Origin of the sequence: Acinetobacter sp. FDAARGOS_724 (genome assembly GCF_013364475.1) — a bacterium.
GTDB classification, from domain to species: domain Bacteria; phylum Pseudomonadota; class Gammaproteobacteria; order Pseudomonadales; family Moraxellaceae; genus Acinetobacter; species Acinetobacter variabilis.
The window spans coordinates 463,422-479,883 of sequence record NZ_CP054908.1 but is presented as its reverse complement, the minus strand read 5'-3'; the positions used below and the strand labels follow the sequence as shown (position 1 = coordinate 479,883).

The 16,462-nt window shown below is 40.9% G+C and carries 13 protein-coding genes and 1 pseudogene; 7 read left to right on the top strand and 7 right to left on the bottom strand.

Annotated features, from left to right (window positions below; translation table 11 throughout):
* The first annotated feature begins 20 nt into the window (after positions 1-20).
* Positions 21-671, top strand: coding sequence for a glutathione S-transferase (locus tag FOC32_RS03650; RefSeq protein ID WP_175966387.1), 651 nt, complete (start codon positions 21-23; stop codon positions 669-671).
* 52 nt (positions 672-723) lie between these two features.
* Here FOC32_RS03650 and phoR read toward each other — a convergent pair whose 3' ends face one another.
* The 3 genes from phoR to FOC32_RS03635 form a co-directional block, all read right to left on the bottom strand.
* Entirely contained in the window at positions 724-2,082 is a 1,359-nt protein-coding gene (phoR, locus tag FOC32_RS03645) for a phosphate regulon sensor histidine kinase PhoR (protein WP_175966385.1), read from the bottom strand.
* A gap of 24 nt (positions 2,083-2,106) precedes the next feature.
* On the bottom strand, positions 2,107-2,817 hold the full coding sequence (gene phoB, locus FOC32_RS03640) for a phosphate regulon transcriptional regulator PhoB (RefSeq protein ID WP_004780667.1): 711 nt from the start codon (positions 2,815-2,817) through the stop codon (positions 2,107-2,109).
* A gap of 221 nt (positions 2,818-3,038) precedes the next feature.
* The gene (locus FOC32_RS03635; RefSeq protein WP_034171440.1) at positions 3,039-3,731 is read right to left on the bottom strand and encodes a TetR/AcrR family transcriptional regulator; all 693 of its coding nucleotides are present in this window, start codon (positions 3,729-3,731) and stop codon (positions 3,039-3,041) included.
* Between the two features lie 219 nt (positions 3,732-3,950).
* On the opposite strand from FOC32_RS03635, the gene FOC32_RS03630 reads away from it, so the two are divergent.
* The 3 genes and pseudogenes from FOC32_RS03630 (at position 3,951) to FOC32_RS03620 (ending at position 6,498) form a co-directional block, all read left to right on the top strand.
* Positions 3,951-4,799 carry an SDR family NAD(P)-dependent oxidoreductase gene (locus FOC32_RS03630; protein ID WP_175966383.1) on the top strand — a complete coding sequence of 283 codons (849 nt, stop codon included), beginning with the start codon at positions 3,951-3,953 and terminating at the stop codon, positions 4,797-4,799.
* Positions 4,800-4,984: 185 nt separating this feature from the next.
* The gene (locus FOC32_RS03625; RefSeq protein ID WP_228761275.1) at positions 4,985-5,518 is read left to right on the top strand and encodes a TauD/TfdA dioxygenase family protein; all 534 of its coding nucleotides are present in this window, start codon (positions 4,985-4,987) and stop codon (positions 5,516-5,518) included.
* A gap of 39 nt (positions 5,519-5,557) precedes the next feature.
* Positions 5,558-6,498, top strand: a pseudogene (locus tag FOC32_RS03620) (IS5 family transposase).
* On the opposite strand, the gene FOC32_RS16960 reads toward FOC32_RS03620, so the two are convergent.
* From FOC32_RS16960 to FOC32_RS03605, 3 genes are all read right to left on the bottom strand, one after another.
* Positions 6,466-6,771, bottom strand: coding sequence for a hypothetical protein (locus FOC32_RS16960; RefSeq protein WP_228761274.1), 306 nt, complete (start codon positions 6,769-6,771; stop codon positions 6,466-6,468). The pseudogene FOC32_RS03620 and the gene FOC32_RS16960 overlap by 33 nt on opposite strands.
* Before the next feature lie 163 nt (positions 6,772-6,934).
* Positions 6,935-8,299, bottom strand: coding sequence for an MATE family efflux transporter (locus tag FOC32_RS03610; RefSeq protein ID WP_004780677.1), 1,365 nt, complete (start codon positions 8,297-8,299; stop codon positions 6,935-6,937).
* Between the two features lie 103 nt (positions 8,300-8,402).
* Positions 8,403-9,557 carry a methionine aminotransferase gene (locus FOC32_RS03605; protein WP_175966381.1) on the bottom strand — a complete coding sequence of 385 codons (1,155 nt, stop codon included), beginning with the start codon at positions 9,555-9,557 and terminating at the stop codon, positions 8,403-8,405.
* 273 nt (positions 9,558-9,830) lie between these two features.
* On the opposite strand from FOC32_RS03605, the gene FOC32_RS03600 reads away from it, so the two are divergent.
* The 3 genes from FOC32_RS03600 to FOC32_RS03590 are packed head-to-tail and all read left to right on the top strand — an operon-like array spanning position 9,831 to position 15,264.
* Positions 9,831-12,659: a type VI secretion system Vgr family protein gene (locus FOC32_RS03600; RefSeq protein ID WP_175966379.1), complete on the top strand. Its 2,829-nt coding sequence runs from the start codon at positions 9,831-9,833 to the stop codon at positions 12,657-12,659.
* A gap of 17 nt (positions 12,660-12,676) precedes the next feature.
* On the top strand, positions 12,677-14,662 hold the full coding sequence (locus FOC32_RS03595; RefSeq protein ID WP_175966377.1) for a peptidoglycan DD-metalloendopeptidase family protein: 1,986 nt from the start codon (positions 12,677-12,679) through the stop codon (positions 14,660-14,662).
* 11 nt (positions 14,663-14,673) lie between these two features.
* Positions 14,674-15,264, top strand: coding sequence for a hypothetical protein (locus FOC32_RS03590; RefSeq protein ID WP_228761273.1), 591 nt, complete (start codon positions 14,674-14,676; stop codon positions 15,262-15,264).
* 257 nt (positions 15,265-15,521) lie between these two features.
* Here FOC32_RS03590 and FOC32_RS03585 read toward each other — a convergent pair whose 3' ends face one another.
* The gene (locus tag FOC32_RS03585; RefSeq protein ID WP_175966375.1) at positions 15,522-16,442 is read right to left on the bottom strand and encodes a Dyp-type peroxidase; all 921 of its coding nucleotides are present in this window, start codon (positions 16,440-16,442) and stop codon (positions 15,522-15,524) included.
* Between the last annotated feature and the right edge of the window lie 20 nt (positions 16,443-16,462).

Here is a 16,462-nt window from a genome sequence, read left to right as displayed (position 1 = left end):
AATAAAATCATGAGTCCAATATGCGTGTTTTACATCATCTCGAACAATCAAGATCATTTCGAATCATGTGGGCCTTGGAAGAGCTGGAACTTGATTATGAGATCAAGTATTACAAACGCCTGCCAAACTATTCTGCTCCGCCTTCTTTGAAACAGGTTCATTCTCTGGGTAAAGCCCCGATTCTGGAAGATCAGAATCTGGTACTGGCTGAGTCTGCCGCCATTCTGGAGTATCTCCAAGAAACCTATGATTCGACCCATCAGTTTCAGCCGATCAGTGCCGAGAACAAGGCGCAATACCGTTACTGGATGCATTATGCAGAAGGGTCTTTGATGCCTTTGCTGGTCATGCAACTGGTGATGACTAAAGTTCCTGAGCAAGTGCCATTTTTAGTTCGTCCGGTTGCTAAAACAATTTGTGAAGGAGTGAAAAAGCAGTTTGTACAAAGCCGTCTAAAAGACCATATCCAGTTTCTGGAAGATCATTTAAGCCAGCATGAATATTTTGCCGGTCGTTTCAGTTTTGCGGATATTCAGATGAGCTTCCCACTCGAAGCCATGCAAAGCCGTACTGGTAAAAGTTATCCGGCGATTCAAGCCTATCTGGAACGGATCTCGCATCGAGCAGCTTATTTCCGGGCCTTATCCAAAGAGCAGGCATTAAAGTCTTAAAGCCTTCGCTAAAAAAGAAAAGGTGCGACTTGCACCTTTTTTTATTTTTGAATCAGTCTGGGAAACTGAGACGTTCTTTAGGGAAAATCACTTTAAAGGTGGATCCCTGATTTTCACGGGAGTCAATTTCGAGCTGGGCCTGATGTTGCATCAGTACATGCTTCACAATTGCCAGACCCAGGCCTGTGCCACCAGAACGGCGGCTACGGTCAGAATCTACCCGGTAGAAACGTTCGGTCAAACGTGGCAAGTGTTTAGGATCAATCCCAATCCCGGTATCTTCTACGACAAAATAGGCCGATTCACCATCATCATGCCAGCCCATGGTGACGGTTCCACCTTTAGGCGTGTACTTGATGGCATTGGTAATCAGGTTACTGAAGGCACTGGCAATTTCCATATCTGAGCCGATCAGGTCACAGTGACTGTCAATATCCAGATTTAGGGTATGGCCATAATCCACGTTATAGGCTTGCGCATCATCAAACAGTTGGTTCATCAGATTCGGCATGTCAATAATCTGGTTCTTGGCAATATTCTTGTCATTTTCCAGACGGGATAGCAGTAACAGGTCATTCACCAGTGCATTCATGCGACGGGTCTGAGACTGCATCTGGTCAAAGGCGCGTTTCCAGCGCGGGCTAATATCTTCCTGATCGGTAAAGGTTTCGATATAGCCGCTGAGCACAGTTAAAGGTGTACGCAGTTCGTGCGAAATATTATCGACGAAGTCCTTACGCATCTGTTCCAGATTATGCATCCGGGTCACATCATAAGCGACCAGTAAGCGGCTTTCACCGCCAAAACGGGTCATTTTGATTTGCACATAATGATCTTCGAATATCGAAGACTTCATTTTAAGACCATCAGGTGCATCATCAATATGATGATAGTAATCAATGAAATTTGGCTGACGTAACAAACTCAGGATATTACGGCCGCGATCTTCCTGACCAATCCCTAGTAAACGTCCTGCCGCTGGATTCCACCATTCAATCTGCTGGTTTTCATCAATCAGCACTACGGCTTCTTGAAGGGCAACTAGCGAGGATTGTGCACGGTCAATCAGCTCGACCATTTCAGCCTGAACAACGCGTTCCTGACGCTGGGCCCGATAAACATTGAACAGTAAAGCGCCCCAGATTCCGTTGATATTTGGCGGTACATCATAGGGACGGTTCGAGATCCATTCATTGACCAGGTAGAGTGAACGCAACTGTGTACCAAAGAAGGCAACAAAGGCCAGAACGATACAGATCCAGAAATAACCGATGCCTAGGCCAATACAACTGGCAATTACCAGGAAGAGAAGAAGGAGACGTAAATCTTGCTTGGCAAAATCCCATAAGCTGCTGTAACGAAATCTTTTGTGCTCGTGTGACAGTTCGGGAACAGGATAGGGCTCATACATAAAACGAGATTTACCTAAAAACAATTAACCGAGTGCAACATCGACACGGGTCGAGAAACGGTAACCGGTGCCACGCACAGTTTGTACATAGCGGTCAGCGCCATAAGGTTCGAGTACCTTGCGCAGGCGACGGATATGCACATCAATGGTCCGGTCTTCAATATAGACGTTGCCACCCCAAACCTGATCCAGCAACTGCGCACGGGTATAAGCACGTTCCGGATGGGTCATGAAAAATGCCAAGAGACGATATTCAGTGGGTCCCATGTCCAGTATAGTATTGCCAAAATTCACACGTTTACTGACTGGATCTAATACCAATCCATTAGCATCAATGGATTTTTCACCACTGAGGGCATTGGAGCGACGTAAAACAGCTTTAATACGTGAAACCAGCTCACGGGTCGAAAACGGCTTGGTCATATAGTCATCGGCACCGGCGTCCAGTCCCTGAACTTTATGATCTTCTTCACCACGCGCAGTCAGCATGATGACAGGAATTTCGGACAGGTTTTCATCACGTTTCAAACGACGACATAGATCGACACCACTGACGCCACCCGGCATCATCCAGTCCAGCAAAATCAATGCTGGACGCTGGTCCACAATCATTTGATGAGCCTGCTTGGCATCTTCTGCCTGTAAACATTGAAAGCCTGCCATATCCAGAGAAGTGTGGATCATTTCACGAATCGGCAGTTCATCATCAACAATTAGAATGTAGTCATCTTTCACAGCGCAATACCCTATTTCATGCAAACGGTGGACCGTTTTATATTTATGACAGGCTTATTACAAAGATTAATTATGACAGTATCATTGCAGAATAGGTAGTTCTGGGACTTTTTGCAAAGATTTGTCACAATTTAAGCTGTTATTTTATAAGAGGGTGTTAATTCAAAGGCTTGTAGATCACTTACAAGTAAATCTATCTGGAACTTATCTTGATTTAAAAATTATTTAACCGGATCCGCTGGTTTTTCTGTACCCAAAGTGTCTAATAAAGCAAAGAACACCAGACTACAGGAAGACAGAATTTCTTCCAGTGACTGTTTAAAGCCGCTCATGACCCAGCGAATCGCAATCTGGGTGACATAACCATTAAGTCCGGTCGAGACCAGGGAAATCTCTCGTTCAGAACGATTCAGGTTTGGCATCATCAGCATGACAAAGGCCTGAATCATACGGTCGAAACGGCCCATGGTTTCATGAATCGTGGCCTGATTATGCAGTTCCTGAACCAGCATCGCATCGATATAAATAATTCGTGCCATACCCGGATTGTCACGTAAGGTCGTTAGCAAGGCAGTCAGACCGGCTTCGATCATTTTCTTTGGATCAGAAGAGGCTTGCATCATGGCCTGCATGACATTCTGCTGTAACTGGTCAATCAGCTTGAGGAAAATAGTCTGGAACAGATGTTCGCTTTTCTTAAAGGATTCATAAAAATAACGTTCAGTCAGTTTGGCTTCGTTACAGATATCCTTCACTGTGACTGAAAAGAAACCATGACGGCCATAAGCCTCGATTCCGGCCTCAATCAGCTTTTCACGACGCGCCTGCTGACGTTCAGCCATGGAAAGTCCTTTAAACTGGCGTTCTTTACTTTTACTTGCTAGTTTTTGCCCTGAATTTACTGCATCCGTCATAAAGACCATAGACTCATGTGCTTGAGATTTTAAGTATCTTATCAATAAATCCGGCTTTGACCTATGCTGAAATTCAAACCTGAAAATTGGCCCGTAGAGACATGCTGGAATTATTGACAATAAGGATTGTCAAAACTATATTGAAACGGTGTGCTGTATCCCTATGCGACAGAAAAACAGGCTGTCATGGAAGGGCAGTGTTTTAATCAAGGAAATTCAATGAAAAATTTTAATAATAAAGTCGCGGCCATTACTGGTGCAGGTTCAGGTATCGGTCAACAACTTGCGGTGCTTTTAGCAAAGCAGGGCTGTCATTTAGCACTCAGTGATGTGAATGAACAGGGCCTGGCTAAAACCGTTGAGCTGCTGAAAGGTACTGATGTTCGTGTCACAACCAAAAAGGTCAATGTGGCTAATCTGGAAGAAATGCACGCTTGGGCCGCTGAGGTCGAGAAAGATTATGGCAGCGTGAATATGATCTTTAACAATGCTGGTGTAGCTCTTAGTTCTACCGTAGAAGGTGCTAGCTATGAAGAGCTGGAATGGATCGTCGGGATTAACTTCTGGGGTGTAGTTTATGGCACCAAAGAGTTTCTGCCTTTAATCAAGAAAACCGGTGATGGTCATGTCATCAATATTTCCAGCCTGTTTGGTTTAACTGCCCAGCCAACCCAGTCTGCTTATAATGCCACTAAATTCGCTGTGCGTGGTTTTACCGAATCCTTGCGTCAGGAACTGGATATGGAAAACTGCGGCGTAAGCGCACTCTGTGTACACCCAGGCGGAATCCGCACCAATATCGCCATTGCAGCGAAAATGAATGACAGCATTCGTAGTCTGGGAATGCATCCGGAAAAATCTGCACAGAATTTCAATAAGCTGCTGCGTTGCCCACCGGAAGAAGCAGCCCGTCAAATTTTGGACGCGGTACAAAAAGACAAACGCCGTCTGCTGATTGGAAATGATGCCAAAACGATTGATTTAATTCAGCGCCTCATGCCAACTGGCTATCAGAAAGTCACGGCTTTAGCTACCCGCCTCGGCAAGCAGAAGAAAAAGTCAGCTTAAAACACTCTGATCAAAGCCCGCCTAAGCGGGTTTTTTTATGCCCGAAAACTTAAGCAGCTAAAGTATTTTATAAATCAAAAATGGTGCATAAGAACGTCAATAAATTGGCAGCGTTAGATAAGCCGATTCGGCATGATGATTTCACAGACCGAAGGTCGACATAATTATAGATAAAGGAAATGATCATGGCTTATGAATATAAACACATCCAGGTTCAACCAATTGGTGGCCGTATTGGTGCTGAAATCCAGGGCGTAAAACTGTCAGCGGATTTGGCTGATGAAGTGGTAAATGAAATCAACCAGGCATTATTACAGCACAAAGCGATCTTCTTTAAAGATCAGCAACATCTGGATGATGTCGCCCAAGAAGCCTTTGCAGCACGTTTAGGCACGCCGTTGAATCACCCGACTGTACCGGTAAAAGATGGCTCTGCACATATTCTGGAAATTGATTCACGCGGTGCACGTGCAGACAGCTGGCATACGGACATCAGCTTTATTGATGCCTATCCAAAAGCTTCTATCCTGCGTAGCCTGGTTGCACCTGCAGTAGGGGGCAATACCGTATGGGCAAATACAACCGCTGCCTACAATGATTTACCTGAAGAATTAAAAACACTGGCAGATAGCTTGCGTGCGATTCACAGCAACAACTTTGACTATGCTGCAAAAGTCAGTGTTCCAAAAGAAGCTTTGGAAAAAGGCTTTGTTGCATAAACCTAGCCTAGAAAGATTATTCAGTCCTATAATTTCAATATGAATAAACCTGCTCCTAAAATCTATCGTACAACTAACTGGTCTTCCTACAATCGTGCCCTCATTGACCGAGGTAATATTTCCATTTGGTTTGATCCAAACACTCAGTGGTATGCACAACCACAAGGCAAGCAAGGTCGAAATCAAATCTACTCCGACACAGCCATCCAATGCTGCTTAATGATCAAATCTCTATTCAGACTCTCTTTACGCATGGTCACAGGTTTTGTTCAAAGTTTGATTAAACTGTGTAAATGAGCTGCTCCGAATATCAGCGATATTCGTACAGCACGCTTTGTCGAAGACAAAAACATATTGATATTGCGATTAGCTATCAAAAAAGTAGCGATGGGCTACATCTACTCGTAGACTCAACTGGTTTGAAGTTTCTAGGTGAAGGTGAATGGAAACGTAAGAAACATGGACCTGAATATCGTCGCCAATGGCGTAAGCTTCATATTGGTATTGATGCCGACACCTTGCAAATACGTGCAGTACAGCTCACTACAAATAATGTGAGCGATTCACAAGTACTCGATGATTTACTTGCTCAAATTCCTTTAGACGAACGAATTGATTCGGTCTATACCGACGGTGCTTATGATACGAAGTACTGCAGACGAGTCATTTTAGATCTAGATGCACATGCGGTCATTCCACCAAGAAAAAATGCAAAACCATGGAAAGATCAGAAATTGAGATCTTTAGAGCGGAATGAATTATTAAAAACAGTGAAACGTTTAGGAAGAATGCTTTGGAAAAAATGGTCTGGTTATCATCGGCGAAGTTTGGTCGAAACCAAGATGCATTGCATCAAATGATTAGGCGATAAATTAACAGCAAGGAGTTTTCCTAGTCAGGTCAATGAGATTCATGCACGCATAGCAGTATTAAACAGATTTACAGAATTAGGTTGTCCTCATACCCAAGTTGTCACTTGAGTTCTGTTCAGATAAGCAGGTGCTGTCTTTTAAATATTTGTGCAACAAAGCCACATTCTTATTATGTTTGGAAGCACCATGACTCCAGTTGACTGCCAGACCATCTGCAAGGAAATAGGCATCAAACAGGCCGCGTTCAGCAGTTTTCGCCAATTCAATCGCATAATCAATACTTAAATGATCCTTAGGACGAGACTGAGGATGGCGCCAACCTGCCGCATGTTGCGAAGTCGTTGGAATAAAAGCACTCAGTTTAATTTGTCGTTTAGCCATGAGAAGACCTTGTGTTTTTATACAATACACAGCTTATAACAAGGATCTTCATGGCTGAAAAAATATAATAAAAATGAATCCATATAAAAAATATGGATTAAGCAGGAAATACGCTATTTAGAGGTGCTTTGCTAAGGTTTATCCAGTAGTCCAAGCTGGAAGATTAAACCAGTGCCTCGATGGTTTTTTTCTTCCAGATAAACTGGTAATACAGGCCTTGCATGATACAAAGACAGACAAAGGCCAAGGCATAACCATACCAAATCCCTTGTAAACCCCACCAGCGGCTGAACATATAGGCAGCTGGTACTTCAATGCCAATAATGGCAATAATATTGATCAACATCGGGACTGTCACTGTGCCACTGGCCCGCATGATCGAAGCAAAAATTGCGCTAGCACCAAAGAACAGAATCGACCATAGGACAATGAAGAGAAGTTGCTGACCTAGGACCACGACCTGCGGGTCAGTGATAAACAAAGCCATGAGATATTTAGAAAACAGATAAGCTAGAATTACCAGACTACCTGTGAACAAGATATTCATACTTAAGGCAGTTCGAGTCACTTTATTGAGCAAATCATTTTTACCAGCACCAATGGCCTGTGCCCCAAAGACTGAAGCTGCAATGGCAATAGAAAGAGCAGGGAACTGAATATAATTCAGTACCTGATTCACGGCACCATAGGCCGCCGTCGCTTCTGCACCATAACGGTTGACCAGACCCACAATGACCAGACCAGCGACTGAAGTTGTGACCATTTGAACCCCGGTTGGAATACCTAAGCGCAGGATAATCTTGCTGAGCTGGGGCTGATGACGAATATCTTTGATCAATGCCCAGTCTGGTCTTAGAGGGTGACGTTTATAATTTAAATAGAGAATAAGAAATAACAGTACAGCCAAGTTACCCAGAATGGTTGCAATTGCGGGAGAGATGATCCCCATCTTAGGAAAACCAAAATAACCCGCGATCAGGACCGGTGTCACTACCAAGCCCACACCAATCGTTAGGGCAGAGGCAAACAGTGGCGTAGTACTGTCTCCAACCCCGCGTAAAATTGAAGTATAAATAATATAAATAAAAATCAGAGGACTACCAGCCAGCATCCATTGCACATAAGGTAAAGACAGGTGCATCACATCCGGATCTGTGCCCAGTAATTGCAAGATATTTTCAGCAAAAAATACTCCCAATAGGGCAATCAGGCTGCCACCAATCAGCGTCATAAACAGGGTAGAGCCAACTACACAGCGCACTTTTTCAAGATTTCTGGCACCCCAAGCTTGTCCTACCAGAACCGTAGAACCTGCAGAGAGACCAATCACAAAGGCCATCAGACAGAACAGAATCGGGAAAAATACTGCAACTGCAGCAATCGCTTGCACGCCCAACATTTGCCCGACAAAAACAGTATTAATCGTACCGGACAGGCTTTGCAGGATGTTGGTAACCACCAGCGGTAACAGGAAAATAAAAAATGTTTTCCATAAATTCTGCTGGTGAACCAATGCTTGCTGTGCCATATGACATCCTGTTCTTGATTTTTCATATATTTATCAGGACTAAATTATCCTTGATCAGCATCAAGAACGCTTTAGCTTTTCAGTAACCAATAAGTCTATTTTTTTAAACTTTGGAAAGAATATGTGCTGCTTCTATCAAGGTTTCATCTTTTTTGGCAAAGCAGAAGCGCAATAAGTGTAAATCTTTAGGCGGCTCCTGATAAAACGCTGATACCGGAATCGCCACAACACCGTGTTGTTCCGCCAGATAGTGACACATCGACAGTGCATCCAGATCAGGACGAATTTCACTGTAATCCAGATTCTGGAAATAGGTGCCTTGAGACGGCGTCCAGTGAAAACGGGAATCTGTCAGTGCATGATTAAACAGATCCCGTTTGGCCTGATAAAAACAGGACAGCTCATGGATATGTTCAGAATGTAGTTGCATATATTCGGTCAGAGCCACCTGAATTGGGGTCACGCCACAGAAGCTGACAAACTGGTAAATCTGTCTGAACATCTGCATTAAGGCTGGTGGTGCAACACAGAAACCGGTTTTCCAGCCGGTCACATGAAAGGTTTTACCAAAAGAACCAATCACAAAACTGCGTTCACGGAGTTCCGGAAATGATGCTGCAGAATGATGACGAACTTCATCAAATACCAGATGTTCATAAACTTCATCAGACAGAACTACAATATTGCGATCACGAATCAGTTCAATCAGCTGCTGCCAGTCTTGCTCTGTCCATACCGTTCCGGTGGGATTATGCGGTGTATTCACTACAATCATGCGGGTACGGTCATTGATTGCATCTTTGACCTTATTCCAGTCCACAGAAAAACCAGGATATTCTAGAGCGATATGTACCGGTTTGGCACCGACCAGCTTCACGCTTGGCGCATAGCTGTCATAACTGGGATCAAAAATAATGACTTCTTCACCTGCTCGTACCGTTGCCTGAATTGCACAGAAGATTGCAATCGTTGCGCCAGGAGTAATGGTGATTTCATCTACCGGATCTAAAGTAAGCTGGTCACGATGCTGATAAAGATCAGCGACCAGACCACGTAATACTGGCAAGCCATCACCCGGTGCATATTGGTTAAAACCATTTTCAGCTGCCCGACTGAGGGCTTCAATCAATTGCGGTGGAGCAGGAAAATCCGGAAAACCTTGTGACAGGTTAATTGCTCCGAGTTTTTGTGCCAAGGCTGACATGGTACTAAAAATAGTAACGCCCAGATTGGGAAGTTTAGAATGTAACTCAAGCATGTCCTTGGCCTCTGGCTTATCCTGTAATCGAGGATGATGTAGGAGATATAAAGTATTCGGCTTTCAGTGTAGCAGTAAGTGAATCAGCAAATAATCAGAAAAATCGAAAAGGTTGAAACAGAATACATCTTCTATTTCATAAGCATAGAGAATATTAGGTCAGGGTAAGGTTATTTGTGGTTAATTCATGTGAAATAAATACCAAGATGGATTGTTCTAAGCTTATTCCCTAAAATCAGTGCGATAAAAATAACCTCAAATAATAATTATAAAATGCTACAGAGTATTTATACGGTGCTTGAAGGCTTGGGTCTAAGCTCACAGAAGCGTGCACTTCATCTCCGATTTTCCAATGAAATTTTAAATTCTCAGGTCCTGATTCAGCGTATTGAAGGCAGGCACTGGATCAATGAGGGACTACATGCTGAATTACTTTGTCTATCCACCCATCCCTATATTGCCTTAAAGCAGTTTATTGGCTGTCAGGTTGCTGTTGATCAGGTCACTGATCAAGGTAAGCTTTTCCGGACTACAGGTATTATTACCGCAGCTAAACAGGGGCATAGCGATGGTGCTTTAAGTGTCTATCAGCTGACTCTCGAAGATGCGACTTCACTTTGGCATAAACGCCGTAATAGCCGTGTGTTTTTGAATAAAAGTATCAAAGCGATTAGTGAGATTCTGTTTACTGAATGGCAAAAGCGAAGTGGCTTATTTGCGAAAAGTTTAAGTTTGGATCTTTCCGGACTAAATCGTGAATATGATGTACGGCCATTGGTCATACAGTCCAATGAAAGTGATTATGATTTTCTGACCCGCTTATGGCGTAGTGAGGGTATTAACTGGCTGATTGATGAAAAGGAATTAATTATTCCAATCTCAGCTCAAACCATTCAGCCACAAGTCCTGCGTCTTGTTGATGAGCAGCAATATTTTCAAGCCTTAAAACGCCGTTCCATCCGCTTCCATCGCAGTCATGCAACTGAGCAATTCGATACTATCACCAGCCTAATTGCTGAGCGACAACTTGTACCAAATAGTGTTGCATTGCAACGCTGGCAAGCTATAGATCTGGAGCAGGAGCAAAACCAGCAGTTAGTGAATATTCAGCAAAGTAGTGTTCAGGATCATACCAGTTTAAGTCTGGAAGATGTCTGGAACATCAGTCCAGCTTGGACCAGTGACCTAAAGAGAGAAGATCAGGCTACATCATCCAGTCCAGCTCAACTGGATCAACTCAGTCAGCAACTTAGTCACTATCATGCTATGCAGTCCAAATATTTTAAGGCCAGCAGTAGTGTTCGTGATGCCCAAGTCGGTTACTGGTTTGAACTGCATGACCATCCCGAAATTGATCAACATCCGCACAATGAGCGTGAATTTTTAATTTTGGGCAAACACTTCTATAACCAAAATAATTTACCGAAAGATCTTTTGCTACAGCTGGATCAGCTCATGCAGTCCAGTCACTGGAAAGTTCTGGATGATGAGAGACAAGGTAATGAGCTGTATTTAATTCGTCGAGATATTCCTGTAATACCTAAATATCATCCACTACAACATCGGCCTATGGCCTATCCACAACGGGCGAAAGTAGTAGGGTCTGAAGGTGAGACTATTTATGTCGATGAATGGGGACGTGTGAAGGTCCGTTTTTTGTTTACCCGTAGTGAAGATCATCAGCATGATGGTGGTGCTGGTGCCAATGATAATGACACTGATTCGGCCTGGGTAGATGTGCTAACGCCATGGGCAGGTGAAGGTTATGGCGCCCGATTCCATCCACGTATCGGGGAAATCGTAGTGATTGATTTCTTCGAAGGGGATATTGATCGCCCCTTTATTGTTGGACGTATTCATGAAGCTGAACGTTATCAAACTATGTTTGATAAGAAGGGGCAGTTGCCATTCACTAAAAAACTAAGTGGTATCCGTTCTCAAGAGGTGGATGGCGAAGGTTTTAACCAGATTCGCTTCGATGATACAACTGGACAGATTAGTGCACAGCTGCAAAGTAGTCATGGGGCCAGTCAGCTAAATTTAGGAAATCTAAGTCATCCAAAAGAAGATGAGGCTAGCGACGGGCGTGGTGAGGGCTTTGAGTTAAGAACAGATCAATGGGGAGCACTTAGAGCGGGAGCTGGCTTGCTTCTTTCTACCTATAAACAAGAAAATGCCAATGCTAATCACTTAGATACCAGTCCTGCGAAAAGCCAGCTTGAATCAAATTTGAATCATAGTAAGGCTTTAAGTGAGATTGCCAAAAATCAGCAAACAGACCCCTTAGAAGGGTTAGATCATCTAAAAAAATTTCTGGATCAGATTGAACAGCAAGATCAAAGCAAGGCTGAAACCTTTAAACAAGCTTTAATGCTGCTGTGCGCACCGAATTCAATTGCACTCTCAACTAATGAAGACCTGTATCTTTCAGCTGATCAGCAGATTAACCACAGTGCTGCGGATAATATTAATTTTTCCACACAGAAATCTTTGATTGCTCACGCTCAGGACAAGATCAGTTTATTTGCAGCCCAACAAGGATTAAAAGCCGTTGCGGCAAAGGGAAAGGTCGAACTCCAGGCACAAGATGACGCAATAGAAACAATTGCTCGTCATAAAGTAAAAATTATTTCAACTGAAGATCGAATTGAAATTATAAGCCCTAAAGAAATTGTGCTTACTGCCGGTGGATCTCAGTTAAAGATTAATGGACAAGGTGTATTTGGAGTAACAGGTGGGAAGTTTGAGTGTAAAGCGGGGCAGCATATATTTAAAGAAGGAGCCAAAACTATTTATGAGATTCCTGAGTTGCCTAAATCTGGACCATACGCTGTAGATTTTTTATTTAATAGTTTAGGTGGTAGTGGAATTGAAGGTGCTGAAGTAACTATGTTTATACCTGAAAATAAGGAAATTTTATGGGAAGGTAAAACTGATTCTAATGGTAAAACGCAATTATCTATTTCTCAAGAATGGGTTGCTTATGAAGCATTGGTAGGATTTAAGCAATGGTCAAATATCTTTGAAGATTTAGATAATAAAGATTTAGAGGAGGAATTTGATGTGGGTGAACATGGAATTCAAATTGAAGATATTCAATAATTATAAAGGTGTTCTCTGTGAATTATTATATTGTAAAAAAAGGAGATACATTGTGGGGTATCTCGAAAAAATTTAATATTACAGTACAAAAATTAGCTAAAATTAATAAATTGAATGGTTCTTCTATTCATAAAATACAAGTAGGTCAAAAAATATATATTGATGAGATCAATAAGATTGAAGCTGAATTGATTTTAAAAATTATATTATTAGATTTATCTTTTAAACCTATTTCAAAAGGAATTGTAAAACTAGAATATGATGGTAAATCAAAAGAAATAAATTTTAAAGACGGTGTAATTAATGATATAGAAATCTTAGATCATTCAAAAGGTTTAAAAGTTTATTATAAAAATATAAAAAGTAATTTTGATTTAATAGCTAATCATAAAACTTTACCAATAGGGAAAAAAGTTTTAAGGCTGACTTCAAGGCAAATGAAAGTCTCCGGCAGTCACTATCCTCAATCGGGTATAGTTCAACAGACAATAGAGGAAATCAAAAAATCCTTAAAAAATTTAGCAGATCCTATTGAAAAAGGGGTAAATGAAAAAATAGATACTAGTCAACCATCTATAATTTTACCTAAGCCAGTAAATAGCCAAAAAAGAACTGATTTAGGTAATAGTACCCATATAATTGCAAGCCAATTTACAGAAGAGAACTTCATACTCAATACAGTAAATAATAAATATAGAAAATTCGTTATAGACGCTTCGAAACGTCATGGATTTACTCCACATAGTCTAGCAGCTTTAATTCATGCTGAAGCTGCAAAAAAAAGTAATGGAGAATGGGATTCCAAAAGTTTTAATACCACTACAAATGCCGCAGGATTAACACAATTTCTTAAAGGTACTTGGCTTGAACTTTGTAAAAACCAAGAATCTTTAATAGGGCAATATGCTTCAAAAAATAAATATCTTACTGAGGAGCAACTTTTAAATCTTAGATTCAACTCTGAATTTTCGATTGATGCAGCAGCTGCTTATGCAATTATAAATTTTAAATGGTCAAAACTACCTTATCAAAAATTAACAGAGCCGAGCTCAATAGCTAAATTTGCTTATCTATTACATCATGAAGGAGCTGGAGGTGCGAGGTCATTCATAAACAATAGTTTTTCCCCAGAAAGAGCAAAAATGTTATTGCTTGCACAATTTGGAAATAAGGGTAAACAAAATGCTTTAGATTATTTGAAAAGATATGACAACGATGCAAAAGTTGCTTATGGAATATGGCTAAGAGTATACATCGATGCACATATTAATATTTATGATTATGTATTGGATAAATCTAAAACTTCTGGAATAAATTTATCTTTAGATGAAACAATTAAAATTTTATTGGGGCAAACTTCTTCACCAACACCAACACCAACACCAACACCAACACCAACACCAACACCAACACCAACACCAACACCAACACCAACACCAACACCAAGTACCGAAATACAAGAAAATAAAATTGTTGGAGGCAGCGGAATGTGGGTAGATCCTTTAGCAATAAACCAGTTAAGAGTTGCCGGTCTAGCTAATGTAAAAAGTGCTACTTTTGGGAAAGTTAGAAATGGAGGTACTAGAAACCATCAAGGTATAGATTTAGCTGCTGATTCCGGTACGAATATTTTTGCGGTATGTAGTGGGGTTATTGCTATTGCAACAGATAGTGGAAAGGCATATGGCAAAATTATAGTATTAGAAGTAAACATTGATGACTTGCCTGAAAAGCAAAAAACTTATGCATCAAAAAATATTACAAACAGCCAATCAATTTATTTTTTTTATGCACATCTATCTACCATAGATGTTGAAAAAGGAGATGTTGTTGATGCTAAGACAATTTTAGGTAAAACAGGTTCTACTGGAAATGCGAAGGGAATGACTACTATATCGAAAGGGGGACATTTGCATTTCGAGGCAAGAAGTTCAGCATTGCTCGGTACAGGCTTGCAAGGAAGATTTGATCCTATTCCTTTTTTTATAACCAAATTGATTTAGGCACTTAAAATATGAAAATACTTAAATCTATAGTAATAATTAGCAGTAGCTTCTTTTCACTATCATGTCACGCAAAAAATATAGATTGGAATGATTACCAGCAAAGTGCTACCCAAATTAAAGAGCCAGTTTTATTTCTGGATCAATTTGGTAGATTCTCTCAATTAAATAAAAATTTAAAATTAAGTTTAGTTGATTATGGGGGTAAAAACAAAAAATATTCTGGTGGAGATTACATTCTTAAGAGTTATGGCGTCGAAGTTTTAAATAATCAAAAAAATTATATTTTATATCAAGGTACTGTGCCTTTAAAATCAACTGTAGATTTAAAAATACTTTATCAAGATAAAAAAATAGTTGCCTTTCGGATAAGGGAATTTAGTGAATTAGATTATGTGAAAAGACCTTATAAAAAATTTATATCTAACTTTTTTATATATAATAAGTTATCAAATTTAGTTATTGAAGCTCCAGTAGTAAATTCTTCATCTGCTAATTTAGAAAGTGATTACGGGAGTATATTGGCTGGTGATAATTTTTCTTATATTAAAGAAGAGAAAAAATATTTATATAATAGACCTCTTGCGTTAGTCAAAATTTAAACAGCCCAAAGCTACATTTTATAAGGTTTTAGCCAATTCAAAAATTAGGTAAAACGATACTTTCGCAAGAGGTCTAATGCCAATATTAGGGAAAGTAACAGGAAAATTAATGACTATAAATTGATTTTAGATTCAGATTTAAAGTGCTTAACATTTACTCTAGGGTGTGAAAATATTAATTATAGAAACTTTCTTAAAAAATAATTTTTTAGATTGCTACATTATGGAGAATGTAGCAATCACCGACCTTATAAATTTTACCCTTCCAAAACCTCTTCTAGCAACTCCTCACTTGGTGCAAAGTAATACGCACCATCCATTGGAGTCACGAAATGTAGCAAGCGGTCATGGATCCCATCGCCTGATGTACCAAACATACGCACTAACATGGCATCAATGATTTTCAGGTCTTTGGTATAAGCAATGAAGAATAGGCCTTGGTCACCACGACCATCTCCATAAGGCAGAGAGTGACGTAGAATTTCCATTTCCTCGCCTTCCTCATCTTCAACAACAGTACGAGCGATATGCGCATTGGCAGGTTTTACCTCATCCTCGAGCTCAATCGATTCAAGTTTGGTACGACCCATGACTTGTTCTTGAGCATCGACTTTGAGTTTCTTCCATTTATCCAGGTTATGCGCATAACGCTGCGCAAAAATAAATGAACCGTCTTGGAAAATACCAGCATCTTCACCGAGTAAAGCCACTTCAGCACGATCATCCGGAAATTGTGGATTTTCAGTCCCATCGATGAAACCGGTAATATCACGGCCATCAAAGTAACGGAAGCAAACACGCTCATCTAATACTTCAACCTGATCGCGAATACCTTCGAAGAAAGACTGACTCAAGGCGAAACAGATATCGGCACGCGCACTGGCAATATGAATCAGTACATCAGCGGGAACCACAGGCATATTAAATGAACCTTGAATTGGCTCTAATTGTTTAAAACCAGCAGGTGCCTGTTCATACAGTTTTGACCAGAGTTCAGGACCAAAAGCGACAGCCGCTTTAATTTGCGCATTCGGATGTTGGGTAATCAGGCGATCGCGTGTCGTAAAGAGCTGTTCTAATCGTTCCTTAAAATCTTCAATACTGAGATCTTTCAGGCGTAAAACAATAAAGCGAGCATGATCTGAAGGTAATGGCAAAATTACAGATTGGGCTGTCATTCATGGCTCCTGTAATAAAT